The following is a 25,936-nucleotide window of genomic DNA, read 5'->3' as shown; positions in this document are numbered from 1 at the left end:
GCCCGGGAGCGCAAGGATGGGCTCCATGAAGATCGCGGTGACGGGTTCGACGGGACTGATCGGTGCGGCGCTGACGCGCTCGCTGCGGGCGGACGGGCACGAGGTGCTGCGTCTCGTACGGCGCGGGGCCCAGGCGCCCGACGAGGTCGAGTGGGATCCGGCGCGCCAGTACGTGGACGCGGCGGGCCTCGCCGGCTGTGAGGCGGTGGTGCACCTGGCCGGGGCGGGGGTGGCCTCCCACCGCTGGACGGCGGCGTACAAGAAGGAGATCCGGGACAGCAGGGTGCTCGGCACGGCGGCCGTCGCCGAGGCGCTGGCCTCCCTCGACACCCCGCCGAGGGTGCTGGTGAGCGGCTCGGCGATCGGCTACTACGGCGACACCGGCGGCCGCCCGGTGGACGAGTCGGCGCCGCCGGGCGACGGCTTCCTCGCGTCGGTGTGCGTGGAGTGGGAGGAGGCGGCGGCCCCGGCCGCGGAGGCGGGCATCCGCACGGTGTTCGCGCGTACGGGTCTGGTGGTGGCCCGCGAGGGCGGCGCCTGGGCCAAGCTGTTCCCGCTGTTCCGGGCGGGGCTGGGGGGCCGGCTCGGCAGCGGCCGCCAGTACTGGTCGTTCATCGCCCTGCACGACGAGGTCGCGGCGCTGCGGTTCCTGGTGGACACGGAGGGGGTGTCCGGACCGGTGAACCTGACCGCTCCGGAGCCGGTGACGAACCGTGAGGTGACGGCGGCGATGTCCCGGGCCCTGCACCGCCCGGCCCTCCTGCCCGTCCCGGCGGCGGCGATGCGGGTGGCCGTCGGCGAGGCGGCGGAGGATGCGCTGGCCAGTACGCGCGTGCTGCCGGCGCTGTTGCTGTCGGCGGGGTTCAGGTTCGCGTTCCCCGGCGTGGACCAAGCGATCGCAGCAGCGACCTAGCCCGCCCCCGGGGCCCCGCCCCAGACCCCGCGGGTTCTCCCACCCACCCGCCCGTGCAAGGGATCGAATGGCCCGGCCCCCTGGGGGCTCCGCCCCCAGACCCCCATTCGCGCCTGACCGGCGCTCGTCCTCAATCGCCGGACGGGCTGAAGATGCCAGCACTGGCCCGCACCAGTACTGACAGGGGCGCGAGGAACTGCGCGAGAAGCGAGCACGGTCTACGGACGAAAGAGGGTTAGGGCACGACGACCTACGCGAACCCCCCAGGGGCGCGAGGAACTGCGCAACCAGCCACCTACAACCGACGGACGAAACGGGGGTAGGGGCGCGGGGAACTGCGCGAACGGCCACGTACCGCGGACGGACGAAACGGGGATGGGGGCCGGGGGCGTAGCCCCCAGAGGGCGGGGCCCGGGGTGACCCAGGTGGCGGGGGCGGGGGCACCCCGAGTGGAGGGGGCAGCCCCCGGAGGGGGGTCGTGCGCCCGGTGTGCCTCGACGCCCACCCCCACGCGCGGCGGAGCCGAGAAGCCAAACGTACCTACTCTCTCCACGAACTCCGGCATTCCGTGGGCCAGTTGGGGGCATGAGGCCTCCACCTACCGCGCCTACCTCGGGGAGGGCCACGTGCTCAGCACCGCACACCATGCGGACGTACTCATCGTGGGGGCCGGGCTCGCGGGCCTGTCAGCGGCTCATCAGCTGACCGGCGCGGGAGTCACGGTCAGCGTCCTGGAGGCGGCCCCTTCCGTGGGCGGCCGCATGTCGACCGCCTCGGTCGACGGGTTCCGGCTCGACCGGATCGGACAACTCCTTTCGACCTCGTACCCGGAACTGACCCGCACCCCGGGCCTGGAGGACCTGCCGCTGCGCCCGTTCTCGCCCGGCGTCCTCGTGCACAGCGAGGGCCGGCACTACCGGGCGGGCGCGACAGGGAGCGCACGGGGCGCACTGGCCGCCGCGCGCGCCCGCGCGAGCGCCCCTCGGGGCACGGCCACCCCGCTCGGCGGCGCACTCGATCAGGCCCGGCTCGGCAAAGCGCTCGCCAGGCTGGCCGCGACCCCCGTCGAGCGGATCGTCGCCCGGCCCGAACTCCCCATCGGCCAGGCCCTGTCGGGCCGGGGCCTGCCCGCCCGCACGCTGGACGGCTTCGTGCGCCCCCTGCTGTCCGCCCTGCTCTGCGACCCGGACCTGACCACGTCGAGCCGCTGCGCCGACCTCGCGCTGAGGGGCTTCGCGCGCGGCCGGCTGTGCGTCCCGGCGGGCGGCGCGGCCACGCTGCCGGAGCTGCTGGCCCGGGCGCTGCCGCCCGGCACGGTGCGTACGGACGTGAAGGTCACCTCCGTCGCCACCACCTCGGTCACCACCGCCGACCACGGCGTGCTCGGCTGCCGCTCCCTGCTCCTGGCCACCGACGCGCCCGCCGCCGCCGAGCTCCTGCCGGGCCTCAGGGTCCCGGACTTCCACCCGCTCACGGTGCTGCACCACGCGGCGCCGCACACTCCGCTCGCCGACCCCGCGCTGCTCCTGGACGCGGACCGCAGCGGGCCGGTGGCGTACAGCTCGGTGATGAGCGAGGTCGACCCGAGCCGCGCGCCGGACGGCCGGGCGCTGATCACCTCGACCGTGCTCGGCACCCCGCCCGCCGACCTGGAGCGCGCGGTACGCCGCCAACTGGCGCGCCTGTACGCCACGTCCACGGCCGACTGGGAGCCGCTGGCCGTGCACCACACCCCGCAGGCCGTGCCCTCGATGCCCGCCCCGCACGATCTGCGCCGCCCGGTCCGGCTGCTCGCCGGTCTGTACGTCTGCGGCGACCACCGCGACACCAGCACCGTCCAGGGCGCCCTGTACTCGGGCCGCCGCGCCGCCCAGGCGATCCTCACCGACCTGGGCGTCCCGTCCTGGCAGGCGCCGGCGGAGGTGATCCGCAAGGCGGCCTGACCGCGGGACCGCCCTGCGGAGTCCGTGGCCGGATGCCGCCCGGCCACGGACTCACCCCAGAGCGGCCACCCGGTCCCGGTAGGTGCGCACCGCGGCCGCGTCCCGGTACGGCTCCAGGCGGCGCTCGAAGTCGCGTACGTACTCGACCGCGCGCGCCGACCTCATCTCACTGGCCTGCTGGGCCGCCTCCGCGCCCAGCGCGCAGGCCTGGTCGAGCTCGCCGAGGCCGAGCCGGGCCGTGGCCAGCACGACCCGGCAGAACAGCCGCGAGCGGGCGTAGCCGGGGGCGCGCAGTTGCAGGGAGCGCTCCGCGTGCTGCGCGCAGGCGCGGTACTGCTGGAGGTCGCGGTGGCAGTGGCCGAACTCGTCGGCGAGCTGCGCCTCGTCGAAGAACCGCGCCCAGTGCGGCACGTCGTCACCGGGCCGCGCGCTCTCCAGCGCCCGTTCGGCCCGGACCAGCGAGGCGGTGGCTGCCCGCACCTCGCCGAGCACCCCGTGCCCGCGCGCCTCCACCGCGTTGAGCAGCGACTGCACGACGGGCGGCGCCGCCGATCCCACCCCCTGCTGGGCGACCCGGGCGAGCTGGACCGCCTCGCGGCCGTGGCCCAGATAGACCGCCTGGCGGCTCATCGTGACCAGCACGTACGAGCCGTACGCCCGGTCGCCCGCCGCCTGCGAGAGCCGGAGAGCCTGCACGAAGTAGCGCTGGGCGAGCCCGTGCGCCGCGATGTCGTACGAGGTCCAGCCGGCCAGCCTGGTCAGGTCGGCCGCCGCCGCGAACAGCCGGCGCCCCACGTTCTCGCCGTAGGTGCCGCGCAGCATGGGCTCGGCCTCGTGCTCCAGATAGCGCACCAGTGCCTGGCGCGCGTGGCCGCCGCCGTAGGCGTGGTCGAGCGTGCGGAACAGCTCGCCGACCGAGCGGAGCGCCGCGATGTCCCCGCTGGTCACGCGCTGGCCGGGGCCGCGGTCGGTGGTGCGCTGGCGGGGTACGGAGGGGCGGCCCTGGACCGGGATGCGGGTCACGTTGCCCACGGGATTCGGCTCACCGCGCCCCACCCGGTCGTCGGCCCGCCCGATCAGCCAGTCCCGGCTGGGGACCACCAGGCCCGCCGGGGTGAACGCGATCTTGCGGAGCTCGGCGTGGCTGCCCGAGTCCTTGCGCCAGAGCCCGCTGACGATGTCGACGGCCTCCTCCGGGGTCGCCGCGAACTCGAGACCCGCGTACACCGGCGCACAGGCGTCGAGCCCGAGGTCCTGCGCGGAGAGTCTGCGGCCGAGGCGCCGGGTGAACACCTCGGCGATCAGGGCGGGCGTGGTGCCGCGCGGTTGCTGGCCGCGCAGCCACCGGGTCACCGAGGTCTTGTCGTAGCGCAGGTCCAGGCCGTGCTCAAGGCCGAGCTGGTCAACGCGGCGGGCCAGCCCGGCATTGGAGAACCCGGCTTCTGCGATGAGTGCGGCGAGCTGGCGGTTGGGGGTGCGCTGCGAGGGTCGTTCCGTCATCAGCTCTGCGTTCTCCTGCCTTCCGGGCCAACCTTGCAGCCCTCATGGAACGGCGAGAATTTAGCGGTCAATACGGCCGGTGCCGCCACCTTCGCCCCGCATTCATCCGATCGTGTGGTGAGGTGCCGTTTCTGCCCGGGTCTGGGGGGCGTGCGAGGGCCCTCGAACACGGTCGTACAGTGAGGGAGGGCTGCATGCATCCGAGAAGTTCGACAGGGGAGCTGGCGTGAACGAGCTGCGATTTGTCCGGCTGGGGTTCGGCGCGGACGCGGTCGAGTACCAGGAGGCCTGGGACGAGCAGCGCCGGGTGCACGCGGCCCGGTTCGCCGACGAGGTTCCGGACACCTGCCTGCTCCTGGAGCACCCGCCGGTCTACACCGCCGGACGGCGCACGCAGGACAGCGAGCGCCCCCTGGACGGCACCCCGGTCATCGACGTCGACCGCGGCGGCAAGATCACCTGGCACGGCCCCGGCCAGCTCGTCGGCTACCCGATCCAGAAGCTGCCCCGCCCCGTCGACGTCGTCGCGCACGTACGCCGCCTCGAAGAGGCCCTGATCCGCACCGCCGCCGACTTCGGTCTGGCGACCACCCGGGTCGAGGGCCGCAGCGGCGTGTGGGTCCTCGGCGACCCGGTGGAGCAGCGCCCCAAGCTCGGCGGCCTGTCCCTCGACTTCGACCCGCGCCTGACCGACGAGGAGTTCGACGCCCGCCTCAACGGCCCCGAGTACGCGCCCTCCAACGCGGGCCAGCGCCGCGAGGACCGCAAGCTGGCGGCGATCGGCATCCGCGTCGCCAAGGGCGTCACGATGCACGGCTTCTCGTTCAACGTGAACCCGGACAACACCTGGTTCGACCGGATCGTGCCGTGCGGGATCCGCGACGCGGGTGTGACCTCGCTCTCGTACGAGCTGGGGCGCGAGGTCACGATCGAGGAGGTGCTCCCGGTGGTGGAGCGCCACCTCAAGGACGTCCTGGAGAACGCCGACCTGGCTCCGCGCGAGATCGAGCGGCCTCAGGCCCCCGCGGTGGCCTGACCCGCCCCGGCGCCCTCCCCCGAGGGAATGCCGCCGGGCCCCGGCAGGTTGCCCCCATGGCAACGGGCCGCACCCCAGCCGTCCAAACAACGGGCGTACCCTAAGGTTCGCCGAAGAATCGAAGTCACAGGGAGCCGGACGTGTCCGCAGTCGCACCCGACGGACGCAAGATGCTGCGCCTGGAGGTCCGGAACAGCCAGACCCCCATCGAGCGCAAGCCCGAGTGGATCAAGACCCGGGCGAAGATGGGTCCCGAGTACAACCAGCTGCAGAAGCTCGTGAAGAGCGAGGGACTGCACACGGTCTGCCAGGAGGCGGGCTGCCCGAACATCTTCGAGTGCTGGGAGGACCGCGAGGCGACCTTCCTCATCGGCGGCGACCAGTGCACCCGGCGCTGCGACTTCTGCCAGATCGACACGGGCAAGCCCGAGGCGCTGGACCGTGACGAGCCCCGCCGCGTCGGCGAGTCGGTCGTCACCATGGACCTGAACTACGCCACCATCACCGGCGTCGCGCGCGACGACCTGGCCGACGGCGGCGCCTGGCTGTACGCGGAGACCGTGCGCCAGATCCACGCGCAGACCGAGGGGCGCGCCGAGGGGCGCACCAAGGTCGAGCTGCTGGCCCCCGACTTCAACGCGGTCCCCGAGCAGCTGGAAGAGGTCTTCTCCTCCCGCCCGGAGGTCTTCGCGCACAACGTCGAGACCGTGCCGCGGATCTTCAAGCGGATCCGCCCCGGCTTCCGTTACGAGCGCTCCCTCGACGTGATCACCAAGGCCCGCGACTACGGCCTGATCACCAAGTCGAACCTCATCCTCGGCATGGGCGAGACCCGCGAGGAGATCAGCGAGGCGCTGCAGCACCTGCACGACGCCGGTTGCGAACTCATCACGATCACCCAGTACCTGCGCCCCTCCGTGCGCCACCACCCCGTCGAGCGCTGGGTGAAGCCGCAGGAGTTCGTGGAGCTGAAGGAGGAGGCCGACGAGATCGGCTTCTCCGGTGTGATGTCGGGTCCGCTGGTCCGCTCCTCCTACCGGGCGGGCCGGCTGTACCAGCAGGCGATGGAAGCGCGGAGCGCCGCCGCCACCGCCTGAGCCCGGTCGCGTACGACCAGGGACTGCGTGAATCCCCTCACAAGCGGCTACTGATCAGTAATGGCCGATTCGACGCGGCCCGTACCTTCCCCGCAGGTCGGGGCACGCGTACGGGCCGCGTCAACGTTTTGCCCGTCCGCATCAAGGTTTCATTGGCGTTTGACCGCTCGGACACGCCCTGGTAACACCAATCAGTGACATTGGCTTTACGCACCGCGCATGCCCCCACACCCACCGCCCGTTCCTGACTTCCCGTCCCGAGGGGGGACCTCGACGATGCAGGCCGCTACCGCTCCGCAGACCGTGCGAGCCACCACGCTTCCGTCCGTCACCGGCGCGTTGCGCGTCATGGAGTCGCTGATCATGGGCTCCGGGCAGCGCACCGCCCGCCGCAACGCCTGGACCGCGGTCCTGGAGGACCGGCGCCGGGCCAAGGACCGCGTCGAGGCCCAGCACGTACTGGAGGCCGTGGCCACCCGCCGCTCCTAGGCCACGTAAACTTCCTGGTATGGCGAGGAAGGCAACCGCAGAGAGCGCTGCGAACGATGCGAATGCGGGGCGACTGAAGCAGATCGCCCTGACCTACAAGATGACCCGTAAGGCCGATTCCAAGATCGGACTTGTCATCGCCGGCGTGGGAATCGTCGTCCTCGGCGTCTTCCTCGCGATCGGCTTCCTGCTCGGGCACCCGGTCTACCTGGGCATCCTGGGCCTCCTGGTGGCCGTGCTCGCGATGGCGATCGTCTTCGGGCGGCGTGCCGAGCGGGCGGCGTTCGGTCAGATGGAGGGGCAGCCGGGCGCGGCGGCCGCGGTGCTCCAGAACATCGGGCGCGGCTGGACCACCACCCCGGCCGTGGCGATGAACCGCAGCCAGGACGTCGTGCACCGGGCCGTCGGCCGGGCGGGCGTCGTGCTGGTGGCCGAGGGCAACCCGAACCGGGTGAAGTCCCTGCTGGCCGCGGAGAAGAAGAAGATGGCCCGCATCGTGGTGGACGTACCGGTCCACGACGTGATCGTCGGTGACGGCGAGGGCCAGGTGCCGCTGAAGAAGGTGCGCACCACGCTCCTGAAGTACCCCCGCGTGCTCTCCGGCCCGCAGGTCACCGCGGCCAACGACCGGCTGCGCGCCATGGGCGACCTGATGAGCAACATGCCGCTGCCGAAGGGTCCGATGCCCAAGGGCACGCGGATGCCGCGCGGCGGAAAGATGCGCTGACCTCACCTCGTACGGCCACGGAGCCCGTACGCACACGAAGGCGGCCCGGACCGATGTGGTCCGGGCCGCCTTCTGACGTGTCAGCGGGTCCGACGTTCCAGCGGGTGGGGGGTTCAGATCCGGACCTGGACCGCGCGGGCCAGCCGGTCGTGCAGGCCGCGGCCGTCGCGGTCCCAGATCAGCGCGGGGATGGCCAGGCACAGGAGCACGGTGCGGACGGTGACCCGCACGATGCCGAGCCGGCCGCCCTCCTCGGCGACCACGCGCAGACCGAGCAGCCGCTTGCCGGGCGTGAACCCCACGGTCCCGACCGTCAGCACGCCGAGCACGAGGAACAGGAGGAGCGCCCAGTTGCTCGCGCTGTGCGGGTTGCCGCGGGCGATCAGCTGGTACGCGATCAGGGCGCACAGGCCCCAGTCGATGAAGATGGCGCCGAAGCGCCGGCCGAGGGGGGCCACCGAGCCGGGCCCGTCCTTGGGCAGACCGAGCCGCTCGCCCCGGTAGCCGAAGTCGACGCCCATCTCCTCGGCGGCCGCGCGGGGCCCCGAGAGCCACGATCCGATTGCTTGCCTGTTGTCCACGGCACCACGGTACTGCGCCCGTTTTCGATCACTTCGACCCGGGTCAGTCTTGGCGGCGTCGTCACCAGGCCGGTTAACTTGGGCGAAACAAACGGGTCACGCTTGAGAAATCCCGCCTGCCTATGGTCGGGTCCAGCGTGTGCCACCGCACTGGCCGCACGACCGAGCTGCAACCCCGCCCCTCCCCGGGTGGGAGTAGGAGGAGTTGGATGTTCCAGAACGCCGACGACGCGAAGAAGTTCATCGCGGACAACGACGTGAAGTTCGTCGACGTCCGGTTCTGCGACCTGCCGGGCGTGATGCAGCACTTCACGATCCCCGCGAAGGCGTTCGACCCGGCGGAGGAGCTCGCCTTCGACGGCTCGTCGATCCGCGGCTTCCAGGCGATCCACGAGTCCGACATGGCGCTGCGCCCGGACCTGTCGACGGCGCGCCTCGACCCGTTCCGCCGGGACAAGACGCTGAACATCAACTTCTTCATCCACGACCCGATCACGGGCGAGCAGTACAGCCGCGACCCGCGCAACATCGCCAAGAAGGCCGAGGCCTACCTCGCCTCCACCGGCATCGCGGACACCGCGTACTTCGGCCCCGAGGCCGAGTTCTACGTCTTCGACTCGGTACGTTTCGAGACCTCCGCGAACCAGGGCTTCTACCACATCGACTCCGAGGCCGGCGCCTGGAACACCGGTGCGGTCGAGAACAACCGCGGCTACAAGGTCCGTTACAAGGGCGGCTACTTCCCGGCCCCGCCGGTCGACCACTTCGCCGACCTGCGTGCCGAGATCTCCCTGGAGCTGGAGAACTCCGGCCTCCAGGTCGAGCGCCAGCACCACGAGGTCGGCACCGCCGGCCAGGCCGAGATCAACTACAAGTTCAACACGCTGCTCGCCGCGGCCGACGACCTGATGCTCTTCAAGTACATCGTGAAGAACGTCGCCTGGCGCAACGGCAAGACCGCGACCTTCATGCCGAAGCCGATCTTCGGCGACAACGGCTCGGGCATGCACGTCCACCAGTCCCTGTGGGCCGGCGGCGAGCCGCTGTTCTACGACGAGCAGGGCTACGCGGGCCTCTCGGACACCGCCCGCTACTACATCGGCGGCATCCTCAAGCACGCCCCGTCGCTGCTCGCCTTCACCAACCCGACGGTGAACTCCTACCACCGCCTGGTCCCGGGCTTCGAGGCGCCGGTCAACATGGTGTACTCGCAGCGCAACCGCTCCGCCGCGATGCGCATCCCGATCACGGGCTCCAACCCGAAGGCCAAGCGCGTCGAGTTCCGCGCCCCGGACCCGTCCTCGAACCCGTACCTCGCGTTCTCCGCGCTGCTCCTCGCGGGCCTCGACGGCATCAAGAACAAGATCGAGCCGGCCGAGCCGATCGACAAGGACCTCTACGAGCTGGCTCCCGAGGAGCACGCCAACGTCCAGCAGGTCCCGACCTCGCTCCCGGCCGTCCTCGAAGCCCTGGAGGCGGACAACGAGTACCTCCAGGCCGGCGGCGTCTTCACCTCCGACCTGATCGAGACCTGGATCGACTACAAGCGCACCGCGGAAATCGCCCCGATCCAGCTCCGCCCGCACCCGCACGAGTTCGAGCTGTACTTCGACCTCTAAACATCAGGTCTGGGGCGACCTGGGAGGGTTGCTGGAAGCAGGCATTGACCTGCGAGAACACTGCTCAGCAGTGCTCGCTTTTCCCGCTTGCTCTCCGCCTTCCTGTGCAACGCGTGTGCACTGCCGGGCCGGCCTCCTGGCCTAGCATCAGTAACAGTGAGACCGCCACTCCCCGTCGGGGTGGCGGTCTCACTCGTTCTCTTTCGTAGCCTGTAGGAATCTTGGGAGCGAGTCGACTCGCAGTCAGCTCCCGAGGAGCATGGAAGGGCCACGCCCCCATAAAGGCGGGTCATACCCGCGACCCGCTCCGTTCGCGACCCCATGCTGAAGGATCTCATCACCCCGGAGTACGAAGCCAACTACCTTGTCCAAGGAGCCGGGGAGATCTGGCGGCACCTGAACCACCGGAACGTCGCGGCGGCCCGCTGCGCCGTAGCGCGCCTCATGCGTGAAGGCGGTCGCCTCCGTCCCCGACGTGACCGCGGATCCGGCTCCGGACCTCCTGGACCGCCCGTTCGTCGGTCCCGCCCTTGAACCGCTGCTGGGTCACCCACTTCACGCACATCACCACGTTCGGCAGCGTCGGCCACGTCGCTTTCGTCGTGGACACCTTCTCCCGCCACAGCGACCGGTCCGGTCGGCGACGCCTACGACAATGCCCGGCTGGAGTCCAACACCGGCCTGTGCAAACGCGAGTTGATCAAGCCCCCGCCAGCCCTCGAAACCCCTCACCGAGGTCGAGCTGGCCGCCCGCGGACTGGATCGGCGGGTACTGCCACCGCCGACTGCGTCGTGCGATCGCCCGTCCGGCGAATACGGGACCCTCTACTACAGCCCAAGCACGAAACGCCAGTTCACAACCAACATCTGAGCTCTACCGAACCTGGAACGGTTCAAAAACAGTGCTGCCCCCACGCTAGGCACCCACGGGAGCCTGTCGCCCATCAGCACTTGCGCCCGGCCGTCACCCTCCTCCACACTCAGCTGTATGGCCTTCAGAAGGCCACCCCCGATCCTGCTTCGCCCCGTGGCCGGATCAATCAGGGGTCAAGGAGCCATAGCCCCATCTGCGCAGCGCATCTCACTGTCCACCTACGCCCTCGATCAGGGCGCGCAGATCAGTTGTCGGATGCCGAGGGGCGGCGGTATTCCGGGGACGGATCACATATGCCCAGTGGTGGGCGGCTCGAGAGGCTCGCGCGGACACGTCAGCTCTACACAGGCGAGCCCTTCGCCGTGGCGAAAAGCGCTATGCGCGGCAGGGACAATCTCCACCCGATTCAATGCGGACCACGGTTGCAAGCGCATCTCGAAGCTGAGGTGTTCGCCAAACTTTGCGGCGGAGGCCAGTGGTGGGCTCATCCACTCGGGCTTTCGCACGTGCAGTCCACAACCGAGTCCGCCATCGTACATCTCGACAGCCACACCACGTTCAGAAGCGGCGCCCCCTACAGTCGTAGCGGCCATGCCCTCGACCAGTTGCTGCCCATGGCCGAGCCGGGCCTACAAGTAAATGGCGTCGCTGGGCTTCGAGTTGTTGGCATCGATGGAGCAGATCTGCACCTCACGCTCGTTGACAGCAAATGCCACCTTGTACTGAGCGGCGTCCCCGGGACGGATTGGGCTGAGGAGCTCGACGAACGTTGGCGTCGATACGAGAAGGCAGAAGCTCCGCCTCTGTGGCAGCAGTCAACGCTGACCAGCTTCGAGGAATCGCACATCCGTGACTATCCAGAGACGTGGAAGGGCGAGCGTAGCCTCGACTGGCTTGGATCAGCGTTGCTGCGTCGCATCTCGATCTTCCAGTCATCCAGCACCGCATACTCAACCCGCTCCTGGATCACCGGAGACGAATGGATCTTCGAGCTGGACACAGTGCGCGGCATCAGGCTCGAACACGATGTCTTCCTGCGACGACTCATGGACCCCGTGTGGGGGTTGCCTCTCCGCATCAAGCACCGGCACTGCTCTTGCCGACCGGAGCAGGAGTTAGGCGACAACACATACACCCTGCAATGCACCTATAACCTCGTGCACCGCGGTACGAACAGCGGCTGCTTACAATTGCGTTTCCGCCATGGACCAGGCGTCTACGCGGGCGGCACACGGATCAAGCTTGAAGAATTGGGTTCTCCCGGCAAGTGGCTCGATCGGGTTCTGCCAGAGCACAGCCCGGACGTAGCATCGCCCTCAGATTTCTTGGGCGCAGCTCGGCCCTCTGGCAAGGAGAGCCGCTGATGAACTGGGATGCCGTCGTGCTGACCATCCTGGCCGCGTTCGGAGCCATCAGTATCGCTCTCTCACAGCTACACGAAGCGTTGGGGAAAGTGCGGACGATCATCCACGCATGGCATGAGCTTCGGCGTACATGGCGTGAGACCGGAGATGACCAGCCGTAGCCGGGGTCCTGGATCGCTGACCGAACCAGGCACCACCGCCCGCTTGGAGGGCCTCCACCCTCATACCAGCCCTCCCCACGACGTACATCGGGAGTGCATCGCCCCCATCGACCGGGACTGAACAGGGCTGGCCAGAAGGACTGCCTGTCCCTACTTCGACATCTAGCAAGTAAATCTCGAACTCGGTAGGTCGGCGACTTAATGGCTCCCTGAGCGTCTACTTCCGCCAGATCCTACTAGAAGTAGACGCTCATTCTGCTTAGAGAACGGGCTGCCGGTGTGGGTGGAGTCAGTCTCTCTCCGGCGTTGCCCACCACGGATCGTATTCGCGCACGAGCGGCTGGGTAGCTGGATGATGGCGCAACCCGTGAGGCCCTGAAACGGAGGATTCTGGCATGTCGATAAGCCACTCCAACACCGCGTCGGACTGCATGTCAGGGTGTTCCAAGTCTTCGATCAAAGCAGCAGAGCCACGGCAGTCGTACGGCTGCGGCAGCGCAAAACCAGCTTCGACAGCATCTTGAACGATCTCTTCGCAGATCGCACGCCACCGCCCTTGGCCCCACCAATGACGTGTGTAGCTTGTCGAGCCCCCGATCGTCATCAGCCTCAAAGTGGTGTCCGGACCGAGAAGTTCGTCGTCGAGGCGTTGCCACTTCCGCACCTGCTCGCGCACTGTCGACTGCACTTCCGACCATCCGCCGCCGAACAGAGAGGAAACCGTCCGACCGTTGGGAAGTTTCCAGTCCGGATCAGTCAGTGACTCCTCAATCCCGTCCCAGTCGATACCTTCGTACGGACAGACATGGGGCAACACGGCACGGGTTACCGCAATGTTCACTCGAGCCATCAGCACGTCCGAAGGAAGGTGGTGAGCCTCCACAGCCGTTTCGTTGCGCCAGCACCACGCCGCGATCCCCAGAGCCGCAGCATCGGGGACCGGATCCGGGTGCACGTCGCGTCCTGCCATACCGATAACCCAGCGCAGATAGGTGCTGAGATCAGGATGCTGTAGGGCTTCCTTGACGATGTCGTCAACGGGCATCTCCCGGTACGAGGCTGCCGGGCTGAAGAGGGACCTGAGTGCCTCAGCTCCGAACGCCTCCGCGGCCTCCGGATCAGCCCCCTCCACCACACGGACGCGAGTTGCGTCGAGCAATCCCAACGCGCCGGCTCGATGTTGGACTGCCGTGACGGCCTCGTCGCCCTCGCCGGAGATCGCGATTTCGACCTCTTCATCGAGTACGGCAAAAGACTCCGGGAAGTCGCCGCATACGTCCTCGTAGGGAAGAAGCCGGAGGCGACTTTCACGCGGGTAGTACTCAACGTCTAGCGCGGCGCCGGTACGCCACAGCGTGGCGAAGAGCATCGGGCCGGTTTCGGCGTCCCAGTCCGAATCGTATTCATCCGGGACATCCCAGCCAGCCCAGTCGAGCGAGCCGAGCACTTCTATGAGTCGGTCTACGTACTCGCCCCACTGTTCGGCACTCGGGCGACCCGCTTGCTTCACAGGTGCTGCTTCCACCTGGCTGCCCAGCTGGCCAATGAGAGCTGCCGTACGCCTTGTGAAGAGCGATTCGGCGGACTCACCTTCCTCTGGGGTGACGCCGGTGACGCTGTTGAGGTACGCCATATCGTCTGTCAATTCCTGCTTGCGGCAGCGCGCGCACAAGTATCTGTATGGCTTGCCCCACTTGGCGGAGTAGCGCGTCAGTGAGCGCGGCTGTCGGCAGTCACGACACGGACCATGGCCCTTCTTGGGCCACCACAACCACCAGTCGCCGTCGTAGTCGCCGGGCGCGGGCACTATCCCGCGGGCCAGTAGCGCTTCGGCGAGTATCTCCAGGTAGCCTCCGTGCCGGTACGGCATCCTTGCGTGCAGGTTGTCATGTGCCTCAAGCAGTTCGTCGTCCGCGACGGCCCCCTCTTCCTGCGAGCGACGCTGCACGGATACTGCTGCGGCAAGCGCTTGGGCGGCGGGATCATCCCGCCGAAGTGACTTTCCGCTGCTCCCGACGACGGTCATCGCCTTGTCGACATCGGCTTCGGTGACTCCATTACTCCCCATGGGGCAGAGCTTACGAGAGGCCTCTGACACCTTTCGGGCCCTGAGGAACCCGTTGTGAGACCTTGCTCGCCAGCGCGGGCAAGCCCTCTCACAGCGCCGAAGATACGGCGGGCACCGCTTCGCCGGAACAGCCACCGCACATGTGCGTCCTGAGACCGATCGCTCGGATCACGTCCCCCCTGTCCTGGGCGCGTGCAGAGCATGGGCTGTGATGCCCTTTTGGCCAGCAGCTCGGTCGTTACAGCGAAAACAAGCCCCAACTCCGCGACACCCGAGCCCCGCCGCCCCACCCGGGCGGCGGGGCTCGCCGCTTTTCCGCTGTGGCCCCCCTATTGAGTGGATCACCGCGCATACCACCCCCCTTGGGCGATTCATGCGGGAAAGTGGGCGGATTCCCACCGTGGAGGGGGTCGGTATGACGGAGGTCGTGGACGGGCGGGCGGATGAGCAACTGCGGTACCGGTCGGGCTCGTTGGAGGTGTTGCAGCGGCATCACGTGACCACGCGGAGCATGGCCCGGCGGCTGCCGCAGCTCGTGCGCAAGGCGTTGGCGCTGGCCTGGCGGGTCGACCGGCGGGCGGTGCTCGTGCTGCTCTGCTGTCAGGGGCTTTCGGGGTTCTTCGAGGCGTTCGGGCTGCTCGCCACGACGCGTACGATCACCGCGCTGATCGCGAGCGGGGACATCGCGCACCGGCTGCGCGAGGCGCTGCCGTCGATCGCGGTGCTCGCCGCGGCGGCCGGGCTGCGGGCGCTGCTCGGCATCGTGGTCGTGAACATCTCCGGCCGGCTCTCGCCGCGGATCTCCCGCGAGGCGGAGATGCAGATGCTGGCCGCGGCCGTGCGGGCGGAGCTGTCGGCGTACGACCAGCCGGGGTTCAACGACAAGCGGGAGGCGGCCGACCGGGGCGCCGAGGTCGCCCAGCAGCTCCTCACCGACTCGCAGGACCTGATGGCCTGCGTGGCCTCGCTGGTGGCGGCGGCCGGGGTCGTGACCGTGCTGCATCCGGCGCTGCTCCCGCTGCTCCTGCTGGCCGCGCTGCCGCAGGGCGTGGCCGGGGTGAAGGCGGCGCGGGTGCACTACGAGGCGTCCCGGGCGATGAGCGCCGAGCGGCGCACCCTGAGTCTGCTGCGCTGGTTCGTGATCGACAAGGACACCGCCGACCAGCTGCGCTCGTGCACGATGGCCGAGTTCCTGCTGGAGCGCTACCGGGCGATCGGGCGGCGGGTGGACGCCGCGACCGACAGGGCCGTGCACCAGGGCGCGCGCTACTCGGTCGTCGGGGCGCTGGCGGGCGGGGTCGCGGCCGGGGTGGTGTGGGCGGCGCTCGCCTATCTGCTCGGCTCGGGGCGGATGTCGGTGGCCTCGGCGGGCACCGCGGTGTTCGCGCTGCGTACGGTCGCCTCCTCGCTGCGGGGCGTCGTCGGCTACGGGACGCGGCTCTTTCGGACCGGGCTCTACCTGGACGACTGGGCGGAGTTCATCGAGGAGGCCGGCGGCCACCGGATGGCGCGCGGCACGCTGGCGCCGGCCGCCCCCGAGGTCGTACGGGCCGAGTCGCTGACGTACCGCTATCCCGGCAGCGAACGGCCCGCCCTGGAGAAGGTGACGGTCCAGGTGCGCAGGGGCGAGGTGCTGGCGCTCGTCGGCGAGAACGGGTCCGGCAAGACCACGCTCAGCAAGCTGCTCACCGGGCTCTATCTGCCCAGCGAGGGGGCGGTGACCTGGGACGGGGTCGCGGTGGAGCGGTGCGATCCGCTGGCGCTGTGGCAGCAGACCGCCGTCGTGCCGCAGGGCTTCGCGCACTGGCCGATGTCCGCGCGCGACAACATCACGCTCGGGCAGCCGCACGGCGGCGACGAGGCGGTGCGCCGGGCCGCCGCCCACTCCGGCGCCGCGGAGGTCGTCGACGGGCTGCGCAGCGGTCTTGACACGCTGCTCGCCCGGGAGTGGTTCGGCGGCGTGGAGCTGTCCGGCGGGCAGTGGCAGCGGATCGCCATCGCGCGGGCCTTCCACCGCCCGGCCGGGCTGCTCGTGATGGACGAGCCCACGAGCGCGCTCGACGCCCGCGCCGAGCACCGCATCTTCACCGGGCTGCGCACCGTCGCGCGGGACCGGGCGGTGGTCCTGGTGACGCACCGCCTCGCCAACGTCGCGGTCGCCGACCGCATCGTGGTCCTCGACCGGGGCCGGGTCCTCCAGGAGGGCACCTTCGCCGAACTGGTCGCCGCCGAGGGCCTGTTCAGGGAGTTGTGGCTGTTGCAGAACGACCGGGGGGTGCCGGGGCCGCGCGCGGGTGCGTGAGCCCCGGGAGCCTCAGGCCCCGGTCCGGGCCCACTTCTGCTCGACCTTGCCGAGCCGCCAGTACGCCAGCGCGATCGCCCACACCACGACGAACAGGCCGACGATGACGAAGCCGACGTTGTCCAGGTTGAGGTCCGCGATCCAGCCGCTGACCGGGTCGGTGAGGTCGAACTTCTCGTGCAGCACGCCGACGAGTTCGATGGTGCCGATGAAGAAGGCCACCGCGATCGACAGGCCGGTGATGGTGAGGTTGTAGTAGACCTTGCGGACGGGGTTGGAGAACGCCCACTGGTAGGCGAAGTTCATGAAGGTGCCGTCCAGGGTGTCGAACAGGCTCATCCCCGCCGCGAACAGCAGGGGCAGGCACAGGATCGCGTACCAGGGCAGTCCGGCGGCGGCGCCCGTGCCGGCCATCACCATCAGGGTGACCTCGGTGGCGGTGTCGAAGCCGAGGCCGAAGAGGAAGCCGAGCGGGAACATCTGGCCGGGCCGGGAGATGGACTTGGTGAAGCGGCCCAGGATGCGGTTCATGAAGCCCCGCGAGTCCAGGTGCGCTTCGAGTTCCTTCTCGTCGTACGCGCCCGCGCGCATCGCCCGGAACACCTTCAGGATGCCGAACAGGGCGACCAGGTTGAGGGCGGCGATCAGGTAGAGGAAGGAGCCGGACGCGGTGGTTCCGACGACGCCGAGCACCTGGTGGGCGCGCGAGTCCTCGTTCATCAGGGTGCCCGCGAGCTGCGCGCCTCCGGCCACCAGGCCCGCCATGACGACCACGACGCTGGAGTGGCCGAGGGCGAACCAGAAGCCCACGGAGACCGGCCGCTTGCCGTCGGCCATCAGCTTGCGGGTGGTGTTGTCGATGGCGGCGATGTGGTCGGCGTCGAAGGCGTGCCGCATGCCGAGGGTGTAGGCGGTGATGCCGAGGCCGATGCCGTAGGTCTTGGTGCCCACGGCGTAGTGCTCGGGGGCCACGAGCAGGAACAGCACGCCGAAGGCGACGACGTGGAGGGCGGCTATCACCGTGAGGAGGACGGCGGTTCGGACGGTGTCCTCGCGCCGCCAGTGGAAGGACGGCGCGGCGGCGCCGGGCTCGGCGGACGTGCGAACGGGCAGGGTCATGCGGGTCACGCTCCAGCACCTCGTGGATCACTTCGTGAGATGCCGCGGCCGGTCTCCTGGCTGACGGGTGGGTGCGGCCGCCCGGCCTTCCCAGCCAGGTGGATCCTGGCCAGTGGCGTCGCGAGGGGACGGCAGCTCCCCGGCAGCCGGGGAACCCGATCACAGTGGCGAGGGCCGCTCCGGTTTCACACCGGTCTTCCCGAACACCACGGCCCGGTCACCCTAGACGCCGACGACTCGCCTGCCTACCTGCACAGCTGTGCAGGTATCGAAGATCACACGGGGCATCGCGGCGCCCTGCTGCGAGGATGCGGGCATGCATCTCGTCCCCGCCGAGCGCGTCGGCCACCGCACCATCGACGGACACCGGGTCTGCGACGCCATCGCGGCCATCGGTGACCCGGACCGGGTGCGGGCCTGGGCCGACCGGTTCTCCCTGCTCGCCGACGCCAACCGGCTCGCGCTGCTGCTCGCCCTGCACCGGGCCGGGCCGCTCGCCGTCTCCGACCTGGCGGTGGCGACGGGCATGCGCGACCCGGCCGTCTCGCAGGCCCTGCGGCTGCTGCGGGCGGCCGGGGCGGTCATGGGTGAGAAGGAGGGGCGGGTGGTGCGCTACCGCGTGGTCGACGAGGCGACCGCTCGCCTCCTCGACGCGTACGCGGCGGACGTACGCGGTTAGCGGTACCGGTACCGGCGTGCCCGACTCGTGCCGACGGCTTCCCGCCGGCACGAGTCGGGCCGGGCGCGGTCAGCGCCCGTCGTAGATCAGCGCACGCACCATGCGGCACGTCGTCTCCGACGGCGGGTGCACTCCGATGAGCGCGGCCACGGTGCGTATCGTGCGGTCGGGCGCCTGCTCGGGCCGGTAGACCCCCGTATCGAGCAGGGCGATGGCCAGGCGCATGGCCTTCAGGCGCCGGTTGTGGGACTCGTACCACACGCGCGGACGCCCGGCGGGCAGCGGGACCTTGCGAAGGGGCTGGAGGGACAGCTGTTTCGGGGCGTGCGAGGTGAGTACGGCAGCGGTCATGGGCATCCTCCTGGGCAGTCGGGAACCCTCACTTACTGCCTCCATTTTACTGGGGGGCACTGACAATCGGCCCTGGCCAGCGGGGCTTTGGGGGCTCGGCGCGGGTAGCCTGGCGGCATGGAGATCTGGATCAACCCGGCCTGTTCGAAGTGCCGCGGCGCGATGAGTCTGCTCGACGCGGAGGGCGCCGAGTACACGGTGCGGCGCTACCTGGAGGACGTGCCCTCCCCCGACGAGATCCGGGCCGTGCTCGACCGGCTCGGCCTCGAACCGTGGGACATCACCCGCACCCAGGAGGACGCCGCCAAGGAGCTGGGCGTCAAGGACTGGCCGCGTAACGCGGACGCGCGCGAGCGCTGGGTGACGGCGCTCGCCGAGCATCCGAAGCTCATCCAGCGCCCGATCATCACGGCGGACGACGGCACGGCCGTGGTGGGCCGCACCGACGAGGCCGTACGCAAGGCCCTGTCGCGCTAGTCCCGGCCGAGCCGCGCCTCGGCGTCGGCCAGCAACTCGGTTATCCGCGCCCCGAACCGTACGTCGCAGGGGTGCGCCACCCCCGTGCGGGCCGCCTCAAGCAGGGCGTCGAGCGCCCCGGCGAACGCGTCGAGCGCGCCGCCCCATTCGGGCATCACCGCGGCGCCCGCCGCGCCCAGCAGGGAGACCTCGACGCCCGCGGCGGCCGGCGGCGCGGTGAAGCTCAGGTCGGCGGTGCTGGAGGCGCCCGAGGCGTGCCGCAGGACCAGGTGGGCGGTGTCGCCGGGGCCCGCGGCGGCCGTCAGCGAGGTCACCTCGCCGAGCACCCCGGCGAGCACGGCGAGCGCGTGCGGGCCGACGTCCCAGAGCGCGCCCTTCTCCCCCCGCCAGGGCGAGGCGGCGTACGGGCTGCGCGCGGCGCTCGGGGTGAACAGCGACCCGTACCACCGGGCGTGCCCGGTGAACCAGCCGTCCACGGCGGCCTGTTGGGCCACCCACGCGGCGGTCTCCGGCGCGAACCGCAGCGTGAGGAAGACGACCGAGGCGACCTGGGCCCGCTCGGCCGCGGCGGCCAGTTCGCGGGCGCCCGCCACGCTCGTCGCGACCGGCTTGTCCAGGAGCAGATGACAGCCGGCCTCCGCGGCCCGTACCGCCAGCGGGGCCTGGACGTCCGGCGGCAGCGCGAACGCGACGGCGTCGCAGTCCCCGAACAGCGCGTCCGCGTCCTCGTACACCGCCACCCCGTGCTCCCCCGCGAGCGCGGCCGCGGCCTCCGGGCGGCGCCCCCACACGCCCGCGAAGTCGACGCCGGGGTGCGCGGCGAGCGCCGGCGCGTGGGTGGCGACGGCCCAGGGGCCGGTGCCGAGGAGGCCGATACGGGTGGTGCTGGCGGTCTGGTTCATGAGGACCAGTCTGCCCGGAGCCGCCGACGGCACCCCACCGGCGGGGGCGCGCCCGGTATACGGGACGTGCGGGCGCCGCCCCGCGAGCTCCGCTTCGGACGAACCGCCCGGGCCGTCGGGGCGCTTCTCGGAGGAACCGCACAAGCCGAGGCCTGCGGGCACCCGCGCGGCGCCCTCGGTAACACCGGGTTCACACACGGGCAACGGACGGGAAATGCCGGGGTGTGAGGCTGCCGCCATCGAGACAGCGCCGCAGCGTGGCAGCGCGCAGGCACCCCGCAGCTCCCGCGAAGGATGGCTTCCGTGACGTACAAGGCCGAGTACATCTGGATCGACGGCACCGAGCCGACCGCCAAGCTCCGTTCCAAGACGAAGATCATGGCCGGTTCGCCCGTCGCCGTCGCCGAGCTGCCCGTCTGGGGCTTCGACGGGTCCAGCACCAACCAGGCCGAGGGTCACGCCTCCGACCGCGTCCTGAAGCCGGTGTTCTCCTGCCCGGATCCGATCCGCGGCGGCGACAACGTCCTGGTCCTGTGCGAGGTCTTCGACATCGACGGCACCCCGCACGCGTCCAACACCCGTGCGCTGCTGCGTCCGTTGGCCGAGCGGTTCGCCGCGCAGGAGCCGATCTTCGGCATCGAGCAGGAGTACACCTTCTTCGACGGCGCCCGCCCGCTCGGCTTCCCCGTCGGCGGCTTCCCCGCCGCACAGGGCGGCTACTACTGCGGTGTCGGCGCGGACGAGATCTTCGGCCGCGAGATCGTCGAGAAGCACCTCGACCACTGCCTCGCCGCGGGCCTGAGCATCTCCGGCATCAACGCCGAGGTCATGCCGGGGCAGTGGGAGTTCCAGGTCGGCCCGGTGGGGCCGCTCGAGGTGTCCGACCAGCTGTGGGTGGCGCGCTGGCTGCTCTACCGCACCGCCGAGGAGTTCAACGTGTCGGCCACCCTCGACCCCAAGCCGGTCAAGGGCGACTGGAACGGCGCGGGCGCCCACACCAACTTCTCCACCAAGGCGATGCGCGAGGGTTACGAGGCGATCATCACCGCGTGCGAGGCGCTGGGCGAGGGCTCCAAGCCGATGGACCACGTCAAGAACTACGGTGCGGGCATCGACGACCGCCTCACCGGCCTGCACGAGACCGCCCCGTGGGACCAGTACAAGTACGGCGTCTCCGACCGCGGCGCCTCGGTGCGCATCCCGTGGCAGGTCGAGGTGGACAAGAAGGGCTACATCGAGGACCGCCGCCCCAACGCCAACGTCGACCCGTACGTGGTGACCCGGCTCATCGTCGACACCTGCTGCACCGGACTGGAGAAGGCCGGCCAGGTCTGAGCCGCCCGCCGGTCCCAAGGGCGTCCCCCGCTGCCGCGGTGGGCGCCCTTCGGCATGGGAGCGCGCCGAGTTGGAGCGATGGATTCCGGTCACGCTGTGCCAAGGATCCGTATCAGTCCGTGGGAGGGGGCTGCTGCGCGGGGCGAATCGTCTGGTTGAATGGGGCCATGTCCAGCATCCAGAACCCCGCGACAGGTCGCAGCGACCTCGAGCCGTTCTGGCCGTCCCGCCAGGACCACGACTTCGACCGGGTGTGTTGCCGCGCGACGAACGCGCCGGCCCTCTAACGCCTCGATCCACTCCAGGCCTTCGGCCGCCGCGCAACGACGTACGTCCCCATCGACGACTCCCGCGCGAAAGAGCTGACCCCTCATGGCGAACACCCGTACCCTCCCGAACTCCGACGCCCCCGCCGCCGTGCCGCTCGGCCGGCACCGACTGCGGGCCGTGGACCGCGACGAGGTGGCCGTCCCGGCCGCCGGTCAGGTCGTCGACTTCCTTCCGCCGGGCGCCACGTGGCTGCCCGCGCCCCAGCACACCCTGCCCGCCCTGCCGGGCCGCCCGCCGATGGTCGGCTACCTGGTGCTCGTCCCGGCCGACCAGCAGCCCGCGCTGCTCGCCGCGGCGCCCGAGCCCCTGGCGGCGGTGCCGGTCGAGCCCGCCGCGTTCGGCGGTGACGCGCTCGTACGGATCGACACCGTGCGCCGCACCGCGGAGGTCGACGGGGAGCTGCTCGATCTGACCTACCTCGAATTCGAGCTGCTCGCCCACCTGGTGGCGCATCCGCACCGGGTGCACACCCGCGACCAGCTGGTCACCACGGTGTGGGGCTACGGGCACGTCGGGGACGGCCGCACCGTGGACGTCCATGTGGCCCGGCTGCGCCGCAAGCTGGGCGCGAAGCACCGCGGGGCGATCCAGACGGTGCGCCGGGTGGGCTACAAGTACGCCCCCTGATGGGCCAGTTGGGCAGGGCGGGGCGCCGGGGGGCGTCCCGCCCTTCCGCGTGCGGCGGCCCTGCGGGCCGGTGACGCCCGAGGCCAGGGGTGTTGCCAGCCCCACCCCGGGCCGGGGGATGAACCCCGTGACGCGGGGCGGGCGCCCGGCGACACTGGTGACCGGCCCCACCGGCGCCTGGCACCCCGCGGGGAGTGCGGTGCTCCGACCGCGGGCCGTGGGGCTGGACGCGACCGCACGTGCCCACGGCCCCGCGCCCCGGAAGGAGCGCGCACCGCAGCGGAACTCAGGGAGACGGGAACGTACATGAACGCGGCCAAGGCACGAGACGCGCTGCTCGCGGGGGTACGGGGGTTCGCCCTCATGCTCATCTCGCTCGTCGGGTCGATCCTGCTGTTCACGCTGACCGTCGTGTCCATCGCCCTCATACCGATCGGCGTCGGCGTGCTCACGACCCCGCTGATCGTCGGGCGGGTGCGCGTCCACGCCGACTTCCGGCGCGAGCTGGCCGCCCGCTGGAGCGGGGTGCGCATCGCCTCGGCGTACCGGCCGGTGCCGCGCCGTCCGGGTCCGGCCGGCTGGGTCGCTCGGTGCACCACCCTGCTGCGCGACCCGGCGACCTGGCACGACCTGCGCTGGATGCTCGCCGACATGACGGCGGGGTTCGCCACCTCGCTGCTGCCGCCGGTCCTGATCCTGTACCTGGCGTACGGCTGGGTCCTCGCGCTCGGTGTGTGGCGGCCGATCGCCGACGCGGGCGGGATCTGGTTCCTGTTCGTCCACGTCGTCAGCCAGGGGAGCGCGTACGCGGCCGCCGCCCTCGGCACCGCGCTGTTCGTCCTCGGCCTCTTCGTCAACCCGGCCCTGCTGCGCGGCCACTTCCAGCTCGCCCGGGCGCTGCTCTCCCCTTCCCGCGAGGCCGAGCTGGAGCGGCGCGTCGACCGCCTGACCGAGACCCGGCACGACGCCGTGGACACCTCGGCGGCCGAACTGCGCCGCATCGAGCGCGACTTGCACGACGGGGCCCAGGCCCGCCTGGTCGCGATGGGGATGAACCTGGGCACCATCGAGGCGCTCGTCGAGACGGACCCGGCGCAGGCCAAGCGGCTCCTCGCGATGGCCCGCGCCTCCTCGGCCGAGGCGCTGACCGAGCTGCGCGACCTGGTGCGCGGCATCCATCCGCCGGTGCTCGCCGAGCGTGGACTCGCCGACGCGGTACGGGCGTTGGCGCTGCGGCTCCCGGTCCCGGCCGAGGTGTCGGTGGACCTGCCGGAGCGGGCCCGCGCCGAGGCGCCGGTCGAGTCGGCGGCGTACTTCGCGGTCAGCGAGCTGCTCACCAACGCGGTCAAGCACGCGGAGGCGGACAGCATCTGGGTCGACCTGTCGTACGGGACGGGCGCGTTGCGGGTGTCCGTCGGCGACAACGGCAAGGGCGGGGCGCGGGCCGGGGCGGGCGGCGGCCTCAGCGGGGTCGAGCGCCGACTCGGTACATTCGACGGCGTCCTGGCCGTCAGCAGCCCCGCGGGCGGTCCCACCCTGGTGACCCTGGAGATCCCTTGCGAGTTGTCCTAGCCGAGGACCTGTTCCTGCTCCGCGACGGTCTGGTCAGGATGCTGGAGGCGTTCGGCTTCGAGATCCTCGCCGCGGTCGAGACGGGCCCCGAGCTGAGCCGGGCGCTGGCCGACCTGGAGCCGGACGTAGCGATCGTCGACGTCCGGCTTCCCCCGTCGCACACCGACGAGGGCCTCCAGTGCGCGCTCGCCGCCCGCCGTGCCCGGCCCGGCCTGCCGGTCCTGGTCCTGTCCCAGCACGTGGAGCAGCTGTACGCGCGCGAGCTGCTCGCGGACGGCAACGGCGGGGTCGGCTACCTCCTCAAGGACCGGGTGTTCGACGCGGCGCAGTTCATCGACGCGGTGCGCCGGGTGGCGGCGGGCGGCACCGCGATGGACCCGCAGGTGATCCAGCAGCTCCTGTCGCGCCGGGCGCGGGACAAGCCGCTCGGCGGGCTCACCCCGCGCGAGCTGGAGGTGATGGAGCTGATGGCGCAGGGCCGCTCGAACGCCGCGATAGCCGAGCGCCTGGTCGTCACCGAGCGGGCCATCGCCAAGCACACCTCCAACATCTTCGTGAAGCTGGGCCTGCCGGTCTCCGACGACGACAACCGGCGGGTCCTCGCGGTGCTCGCGTATCTCGACCGGGGCTGAGGCGCACGGCCCCGAGCCGCGGCGGCCGGGTTCCCCCGCCGTTTCGGGTTAGCCTGGCGGAACAATGAACCGCATGATCACGCCCTGGGGCGAGCACGACCTGACCCGATTCCCCGAAGACCCCCGCGATCCGCTGCGGGCCTGGGACGCCGCCGACGACTACCTGCTGCGACACCTGGCCGACATCGCGGACCTGGACCTCTCCGGGAGCGTGGTCGTCGTCGGCGACCGCTGGGGCGCGCTCACCACGGCGCTGGCCGGGCACGGCCCGGTGCAGATCAGCGACTCGTTCCTGGCCCAGGAGGCGACCCGGGCCAACCTGGCGCGGGCGGGCTTCGCACCGGACTCCGTACGCCTGCTCTCCACCCGGGACGAGGTGCCCGAGCGGATCGACGTACTGCTCGTGCGGGTGCCCAAGAGCCTCGGCCTCCTGGAGGACGAGCTGCACCGCGTCGCGCCCTCGGTGCACGCGGGCACGGTCGTCGTCGGCACCGGCATGGTCAAGGAGATCCACACCTCGACGCTGAACCTGTTCGAGCGGATCCTCGGCCCGACGAAGACCTCTCTGGCCGAGAAGAAGGCCCGGCTCATCTTCACCACGCCGGACCCGGAGCTGGTCAGGCCGCACAACCCGTGGCCGCTGACCTACTCCCTCGAACTGGGCATCGGGCCCGCCTCCGGGCTCGCCGTGACCAACCACGCCGGGGTGTTCTGCGCCGACCGCCTCGACATCGGCACCCGCTTCCTGCTCCAGCACCTGCCCGAGCGCACGGGCCCCGACCACGTCGTGGACCTGGGCTGCGGCAACGGCATCGTGGGCACGGCCGCGGCGCTCGCCAACCCCGAGGCGCGCGTCACCTTCGCCGACGAGTCGCACCCGGCGATGGCCTCGGCCGAGGCCACCTTCCGGATGTGCGCCGGGCCCGCGCGCGAGGCCGAGTTCCGGCTCGGCGACGGCTTGGCGGATTTCCCGCCCGGCACCGCGGACCTGGTCCTGAACAACCCGCCGTTCCACACCCACCAGGCGACGACGGACCGCACCTCCTCGCGGATGTTCGCGGACGCCCGCACCGCGCTGCGCGAGGGCGGCGAGCTGTGGGTGGTCGGCAACCGCCACCTCGGCTACCACGAGAAGCTCCGCCGGATGTTCGGCAGCTGCGAAGTCGTGGCGTCCGACCCGAAGTTCGTGGTCCTGCGCGCGGTGAAGCAGGCCCGCTGACACGATCGGGAATTCCAAC

Annotated in this window: 24 protein-coding genes and 1 riboswitch; of the genes, 18 read left to right on the top strand and 6 right to left on the bottom strand. The window is 70.8% G+C overall.

The genetic code is table 11. The features are described from left to right. Positions 1-16 precede the first annotated feature (16 nt). Together AC07F3_RS08955 and AC07F3_RS08950 are read left to right on the top strand one after the other, a co-directional pair. The gene (locus AC07F3_RS08955; protein WP_479111853.1) at positions 17-913 is read left to right on the top strand and encodes a TIGR01777 family oxidoreductase; all 897 of its coding nucleotides are present in this window, start codon (positions 17-19) and stop codon (positions 911-913) included. 626 nt (positions 914-1,539) lie between these two features. Then, positions 1,540-2,856 carry an NAD(P)/FAD-dependent oxidoreductase gene (locus AC07F3_RS08950; RefSeq protein WP_479111851.1) on the top strand — a complete coding sequence of 439 codons (1,317 nt, stop codon included), beginning with the start codon at positions 1,540-1,542 and terminating at the stop codon, positions 2,854-2,856. A 51-nt stretch (positions 2,857-2,907) separates the two neighbouring features. Here the strand turns inward: AC07F3_RS08950 and AC07F3_RS08945 are convergent, their stop codons facing one another. After that, positions 2,908-4,356, bottom strand: coding sequence for a regulator (locus AC07F3_RS08945; RefSeq protein WP_479111849.1), 1,449 nt, complete (start codon positions 4,354-4,356; stop codon positions 2,908-2,910). 226 nt (positions 4,357-4,582) lie between these two features. Here AC07F3_RS08945 and lipB point away from each other — a divergent pair, with 226 nt between their 5' ends. From lipB to AC07F3_RS08925, 4 genes are all read left to right on the top strand, one after another. Further along, positions 4,583-5,392, top strand: a complete 810-nt coding sequence (gene lipB, locus AC07F3_RS08940; protein WP_479111847.1) for a lipoyl(octanoyl) transferase LipB — start codon at positions 4,583-4,585, stop codon at positions 5,390-5,392. Positions 5,393-5,532: 140 nt separating this feature from the next. After that, complete coding sequence (lipA, locus tag AC07F3_RS08935) at positions 5,533-6,489, top strand: lipoyl synthase (protein WP_382582614.1); 957 nt, start codon at positions 5,533-5,535, stop codon at positions 6,487-6,489. Between the two features lie 276 nt (positions 6,490-6,765). Then, on the top strand, positions 6,766-6,978 hold the full coding sequence (locus AC07F3_RS08930; protein WP_114035620.1) for an SCO2195 family GlnR-regulated protein: 213 nt from the start codon (positions 6,766-6,768) through the stop codon (positions 6,976-6,978). A 19-nt stretch (positions 6,979-6,997) separates the two neighbouring features. Continuing rightward, on the top strand, positions 6,998-7,705 hold the full coding sequence (locus AC07F3_RS08925) for a DUF4191 domain-containing protein (RefSeq protein WP_114035619.1): 708 nt from the start codon (positions 6,998-7,000) through the stop codon (positions 7,703-7,705). 113 nt (positions 7,706-7,818) lie between these two features. On the opposite strand, the gene AC07F3_RS08920 is transcribed toward AC07F3_RS08925, so the two are convergent. Then, positions 7,819-8,286: an RDD family protein gene (locus AC07F3_RS08920; RefSeq protein ID WP_479111844.1), complete on the bottom strand. Its 468-nt coding sequence runs from the start codon at positions 8,284-8,286 to the stop codon at positions 7,819-7,821. A gap of 209 nt (positions 8,287-8,495) precedes the next feature. Between AC07F3_RS08920 and glnA the strand changes: the two genes are divergently transcribed. The 4 genes from glnA (at position 8,496) to AC07F3_RS08900 (ending at position 12,304) form a co-directional block, all read left to right on the top strand. After that, the gene (glnA, locus tag AC07F3_RS08915) at positions 8,496-9,905 is read left to right on the top strand and encodes a type I glutamate--ammonia ligase (RefSeq protein WP_114035617.1); all 1,410 of its coding nucleotides are present in this window, start codon (positions 8,496-8,498) and stop codon (positions 9,903-9,905) included. 321 nt (positions 9,906-10,226) lie between these two features. After that, the gene (locus AC07F3_RS08910; protein ID WP_479111843.1) at positions 10,227-10,439 is read left to right on the top strand and encodes an IS3 family transposase; all 213 of its coding nucleotides are present in this window, start codon (positions 10,227-10,229) and stop codon (positions 10,437-10,439) included. 846 nt (positions 10,440-11,285) lie between these two features. Further along, positions 11,286-12,143, top strand: a complete 858-nt coding sequence (locus AC07F3_RS08905) for a hypothetical protein (RefSeq protein WP_479111841.1) — start codon at positions 11,286-11,288, stop codon at positions 12,141-12,143. Beyond that, positions 12,143-12,304, top strand: a complete 162-nt coding sequence (locus AC07F3_RS08900) for a hypothetical protein (RefSeq protein ID WP_479111839.1) — start codon at positions 12,143-12,145, stop codon at positions 12,302-12,304. The genes AC07F3_RS08905 and AC07F3_RS08900 overlap by 1 nt, the downstream gene beginning before the upstream one ends. 289 nt (positions 12,305-12,593) lie before the next feature. Here AC07F3_RS08900 and AC07F3_RS08895 read toward each other — a convergent pair whose 3' ends face one another. Then, positions 12,594-14,372 (bottom strand): hypothetical protein, encoded by a 1,779-nt coding sequence (locus tag AC07F3_RS08895; RefSeq protein WP_479111837.1) that lies wholly within the window; start codon positions 14,370-14,372, stop codon positions 12,594-12,596. Positions 14,373-14,787: 415 nt separating this feature from the next. Between AC07F3_RS08895 and AC07F3_RS08890 the strand changes: the two genes are divergently transcribed. Beyond that, positions 14,788-16,674: an ABC transporter ATP-binding protein gene (locus tag AC07F3_RS08890; protein ID WP_479111835.1), complete on the top strand. Its 1,887-nt coding sequence runs from the start codon at positions 14,788-14,790 to the stop codon at positions 16,672-16,674. Between the two features lie 12 nt (positions 16,675-16,686). On the opposite strand, the gene nicT is transcribed toward AC07F3_RS08890, so the two are convergent. Beyond that, positions 16,687-17,793, bottom strand: a complete 1,107-nt coding sequence (gene nicT / locus AC07F3_RS08885) for a Nickel transporter NicT (RefSeq protein WP_469833745.1) — start codon at positions 17,791-17,793, stop codon at positions 16,687-16,689. Positions 17,794-17,822: 29 nt separating this feature from the next. Beyond that, a riboswitch (cobalamin riboswitch) is annotated at positions 17,823-18,019 on the bottom strand. A 90-nt stretch (positions 18,020-18,109) separates the two neighbouring features. Here nicT and AC07F3_RS08880 point away from each other — a divergent pair. Beyond that, complete coding sequence (locus AC07F3_RS08880; protein ID WP_479111832.1) at positions 18,110-18,472, top strand: metalloregulator ArsR/SmtB family transcription factor; 363 nt, start codon at positions 18,110-18,112, stop codon at positions 18,470-18,472. Between the two features lie 69 nt (positions 18,473-18,541). On the opposite strand, the gene AC07F3_RS08875 is transcribed toward AC07F3_RS08880, so the two are convergent. Continuing rightward, a complete protein-coding gene (locus tag AC07F3_RS08875; RefSeq protein ID WP_450892511.1) occupies positions 18,542-18,823 on the bottom strand; it encodes a hypothetical protein in 282 nt (93 codons plus the stop codon). A 117-nt stretch (positions 18,824-18,940) separates the two neighbouring features. On the opposite strand from AC07F3_RS08875, the gene AC07F3_RS08870 reads away from it, so the two are divergent. Continuing rightward, on the top strand, positions 18,941-19,300 hold the full coding sequence (locus AC07F3_RS08870; protein WP_479111830.1) for an arsenate reductase family protein: 360 nt from the start codon (positions 18,941-18,943) through the stop codon (positions 19,298-19,300). Here the strand turns inward: AC07F3_RS08870 and AC07F3_RS08865 are convergent. Further along, on the bottom strand, positions 19,297-20,202 hold the full coding sequence (locus tag AC07F3_RS08865; protein ID WP_479111828.1) for a Gfo/Idh/MocA family protein: 906 nt from the start codon (positions 20,200-20,202) through the stop codon (positions 19,297-19,299). The genes AC07F3_RS08870 and AC07F3_RS08865 overlap by 4 nt on opposite strands. 303 nt (positions 20,203-20,505) lie before the next feature. On the opposite strand from AC07F3_RS08865, the gene glnII reads away from it, so the two are divergent. The 5 genes from glnII (at position 20,506) to AC07F3_RS08840 (ending at position 25,917) form a co-directional block, all read left to right on the top strand. Beyond that, positions 20,506-21,537: a glutamine synthetase gene (gene glnII, locus AC07F3_RS08860; RefSeq protein ID WP_479111826.1), complete on the top strand. Its 1,032-nt coding sequence runs from the start codon at positions 20,506-20,508 to the stop codon at positions 21,535-21,537. Between the two features lie 372 nt (positions 21,538-21,909). Beyond that, positions 21,910-22,494: a winged helix-turn-helix domain-containing protein gene (locus tag AC07F3_RS08855; protein ID WP_479111824.1), complete on the top strand. Its 585-nt coding sequence runs from the start codon at positions 21,910-21,912 to the stop codon at positions 22,492-22,494. Between the two features lie 306 nt (positions 22,495-22,800). Further along, positions 22,801-24,066, top strand: coding sequence for a sensor histidine kinase (locus AC07F3_RS08850; protein WP_479111822.1), 1,266 nt, complete (start codon positions 22,801-22,803; stop codon positions 24,064-24,066). Beyond that, positions 24,051-24,698 (top strand): response regulator transcription factor, encoded by a 648-nt coding sequence (locus AC07F3_RS08845; protein WP_479111820.1) that lies wholly within the window; start codon positions 24,051-24,053, stop codon positions 24,696-24,698. Before AC07F3_RS08850 ends, AC07F3_RS08845 begins: the two co-directional genes overlap by 16 nt. 73 nt (positions 24,699-24,771) lie before the next feature. After that, positions 24,772-25,917 (top strand): methyltransferase, encoded by a 1,146-nt coding sequence (locus AC07F3_RS08840; protein ID WP_479111818.1) that lies wholly within the window; start codon positions 24,772-24,774, stop codon positions 25,915-25,917. The last annotated feature ends 19 nt before the right edge of the window (positions 25,918-25,936 follow it).

The organism is Streptomyces sp. NPDC045846 (assembly GCF_056431605.1).
Note: the sequence above shows the minus strand (reverse complement) of the source record. Positions and strands in the feature narration are given on the sequence as shown.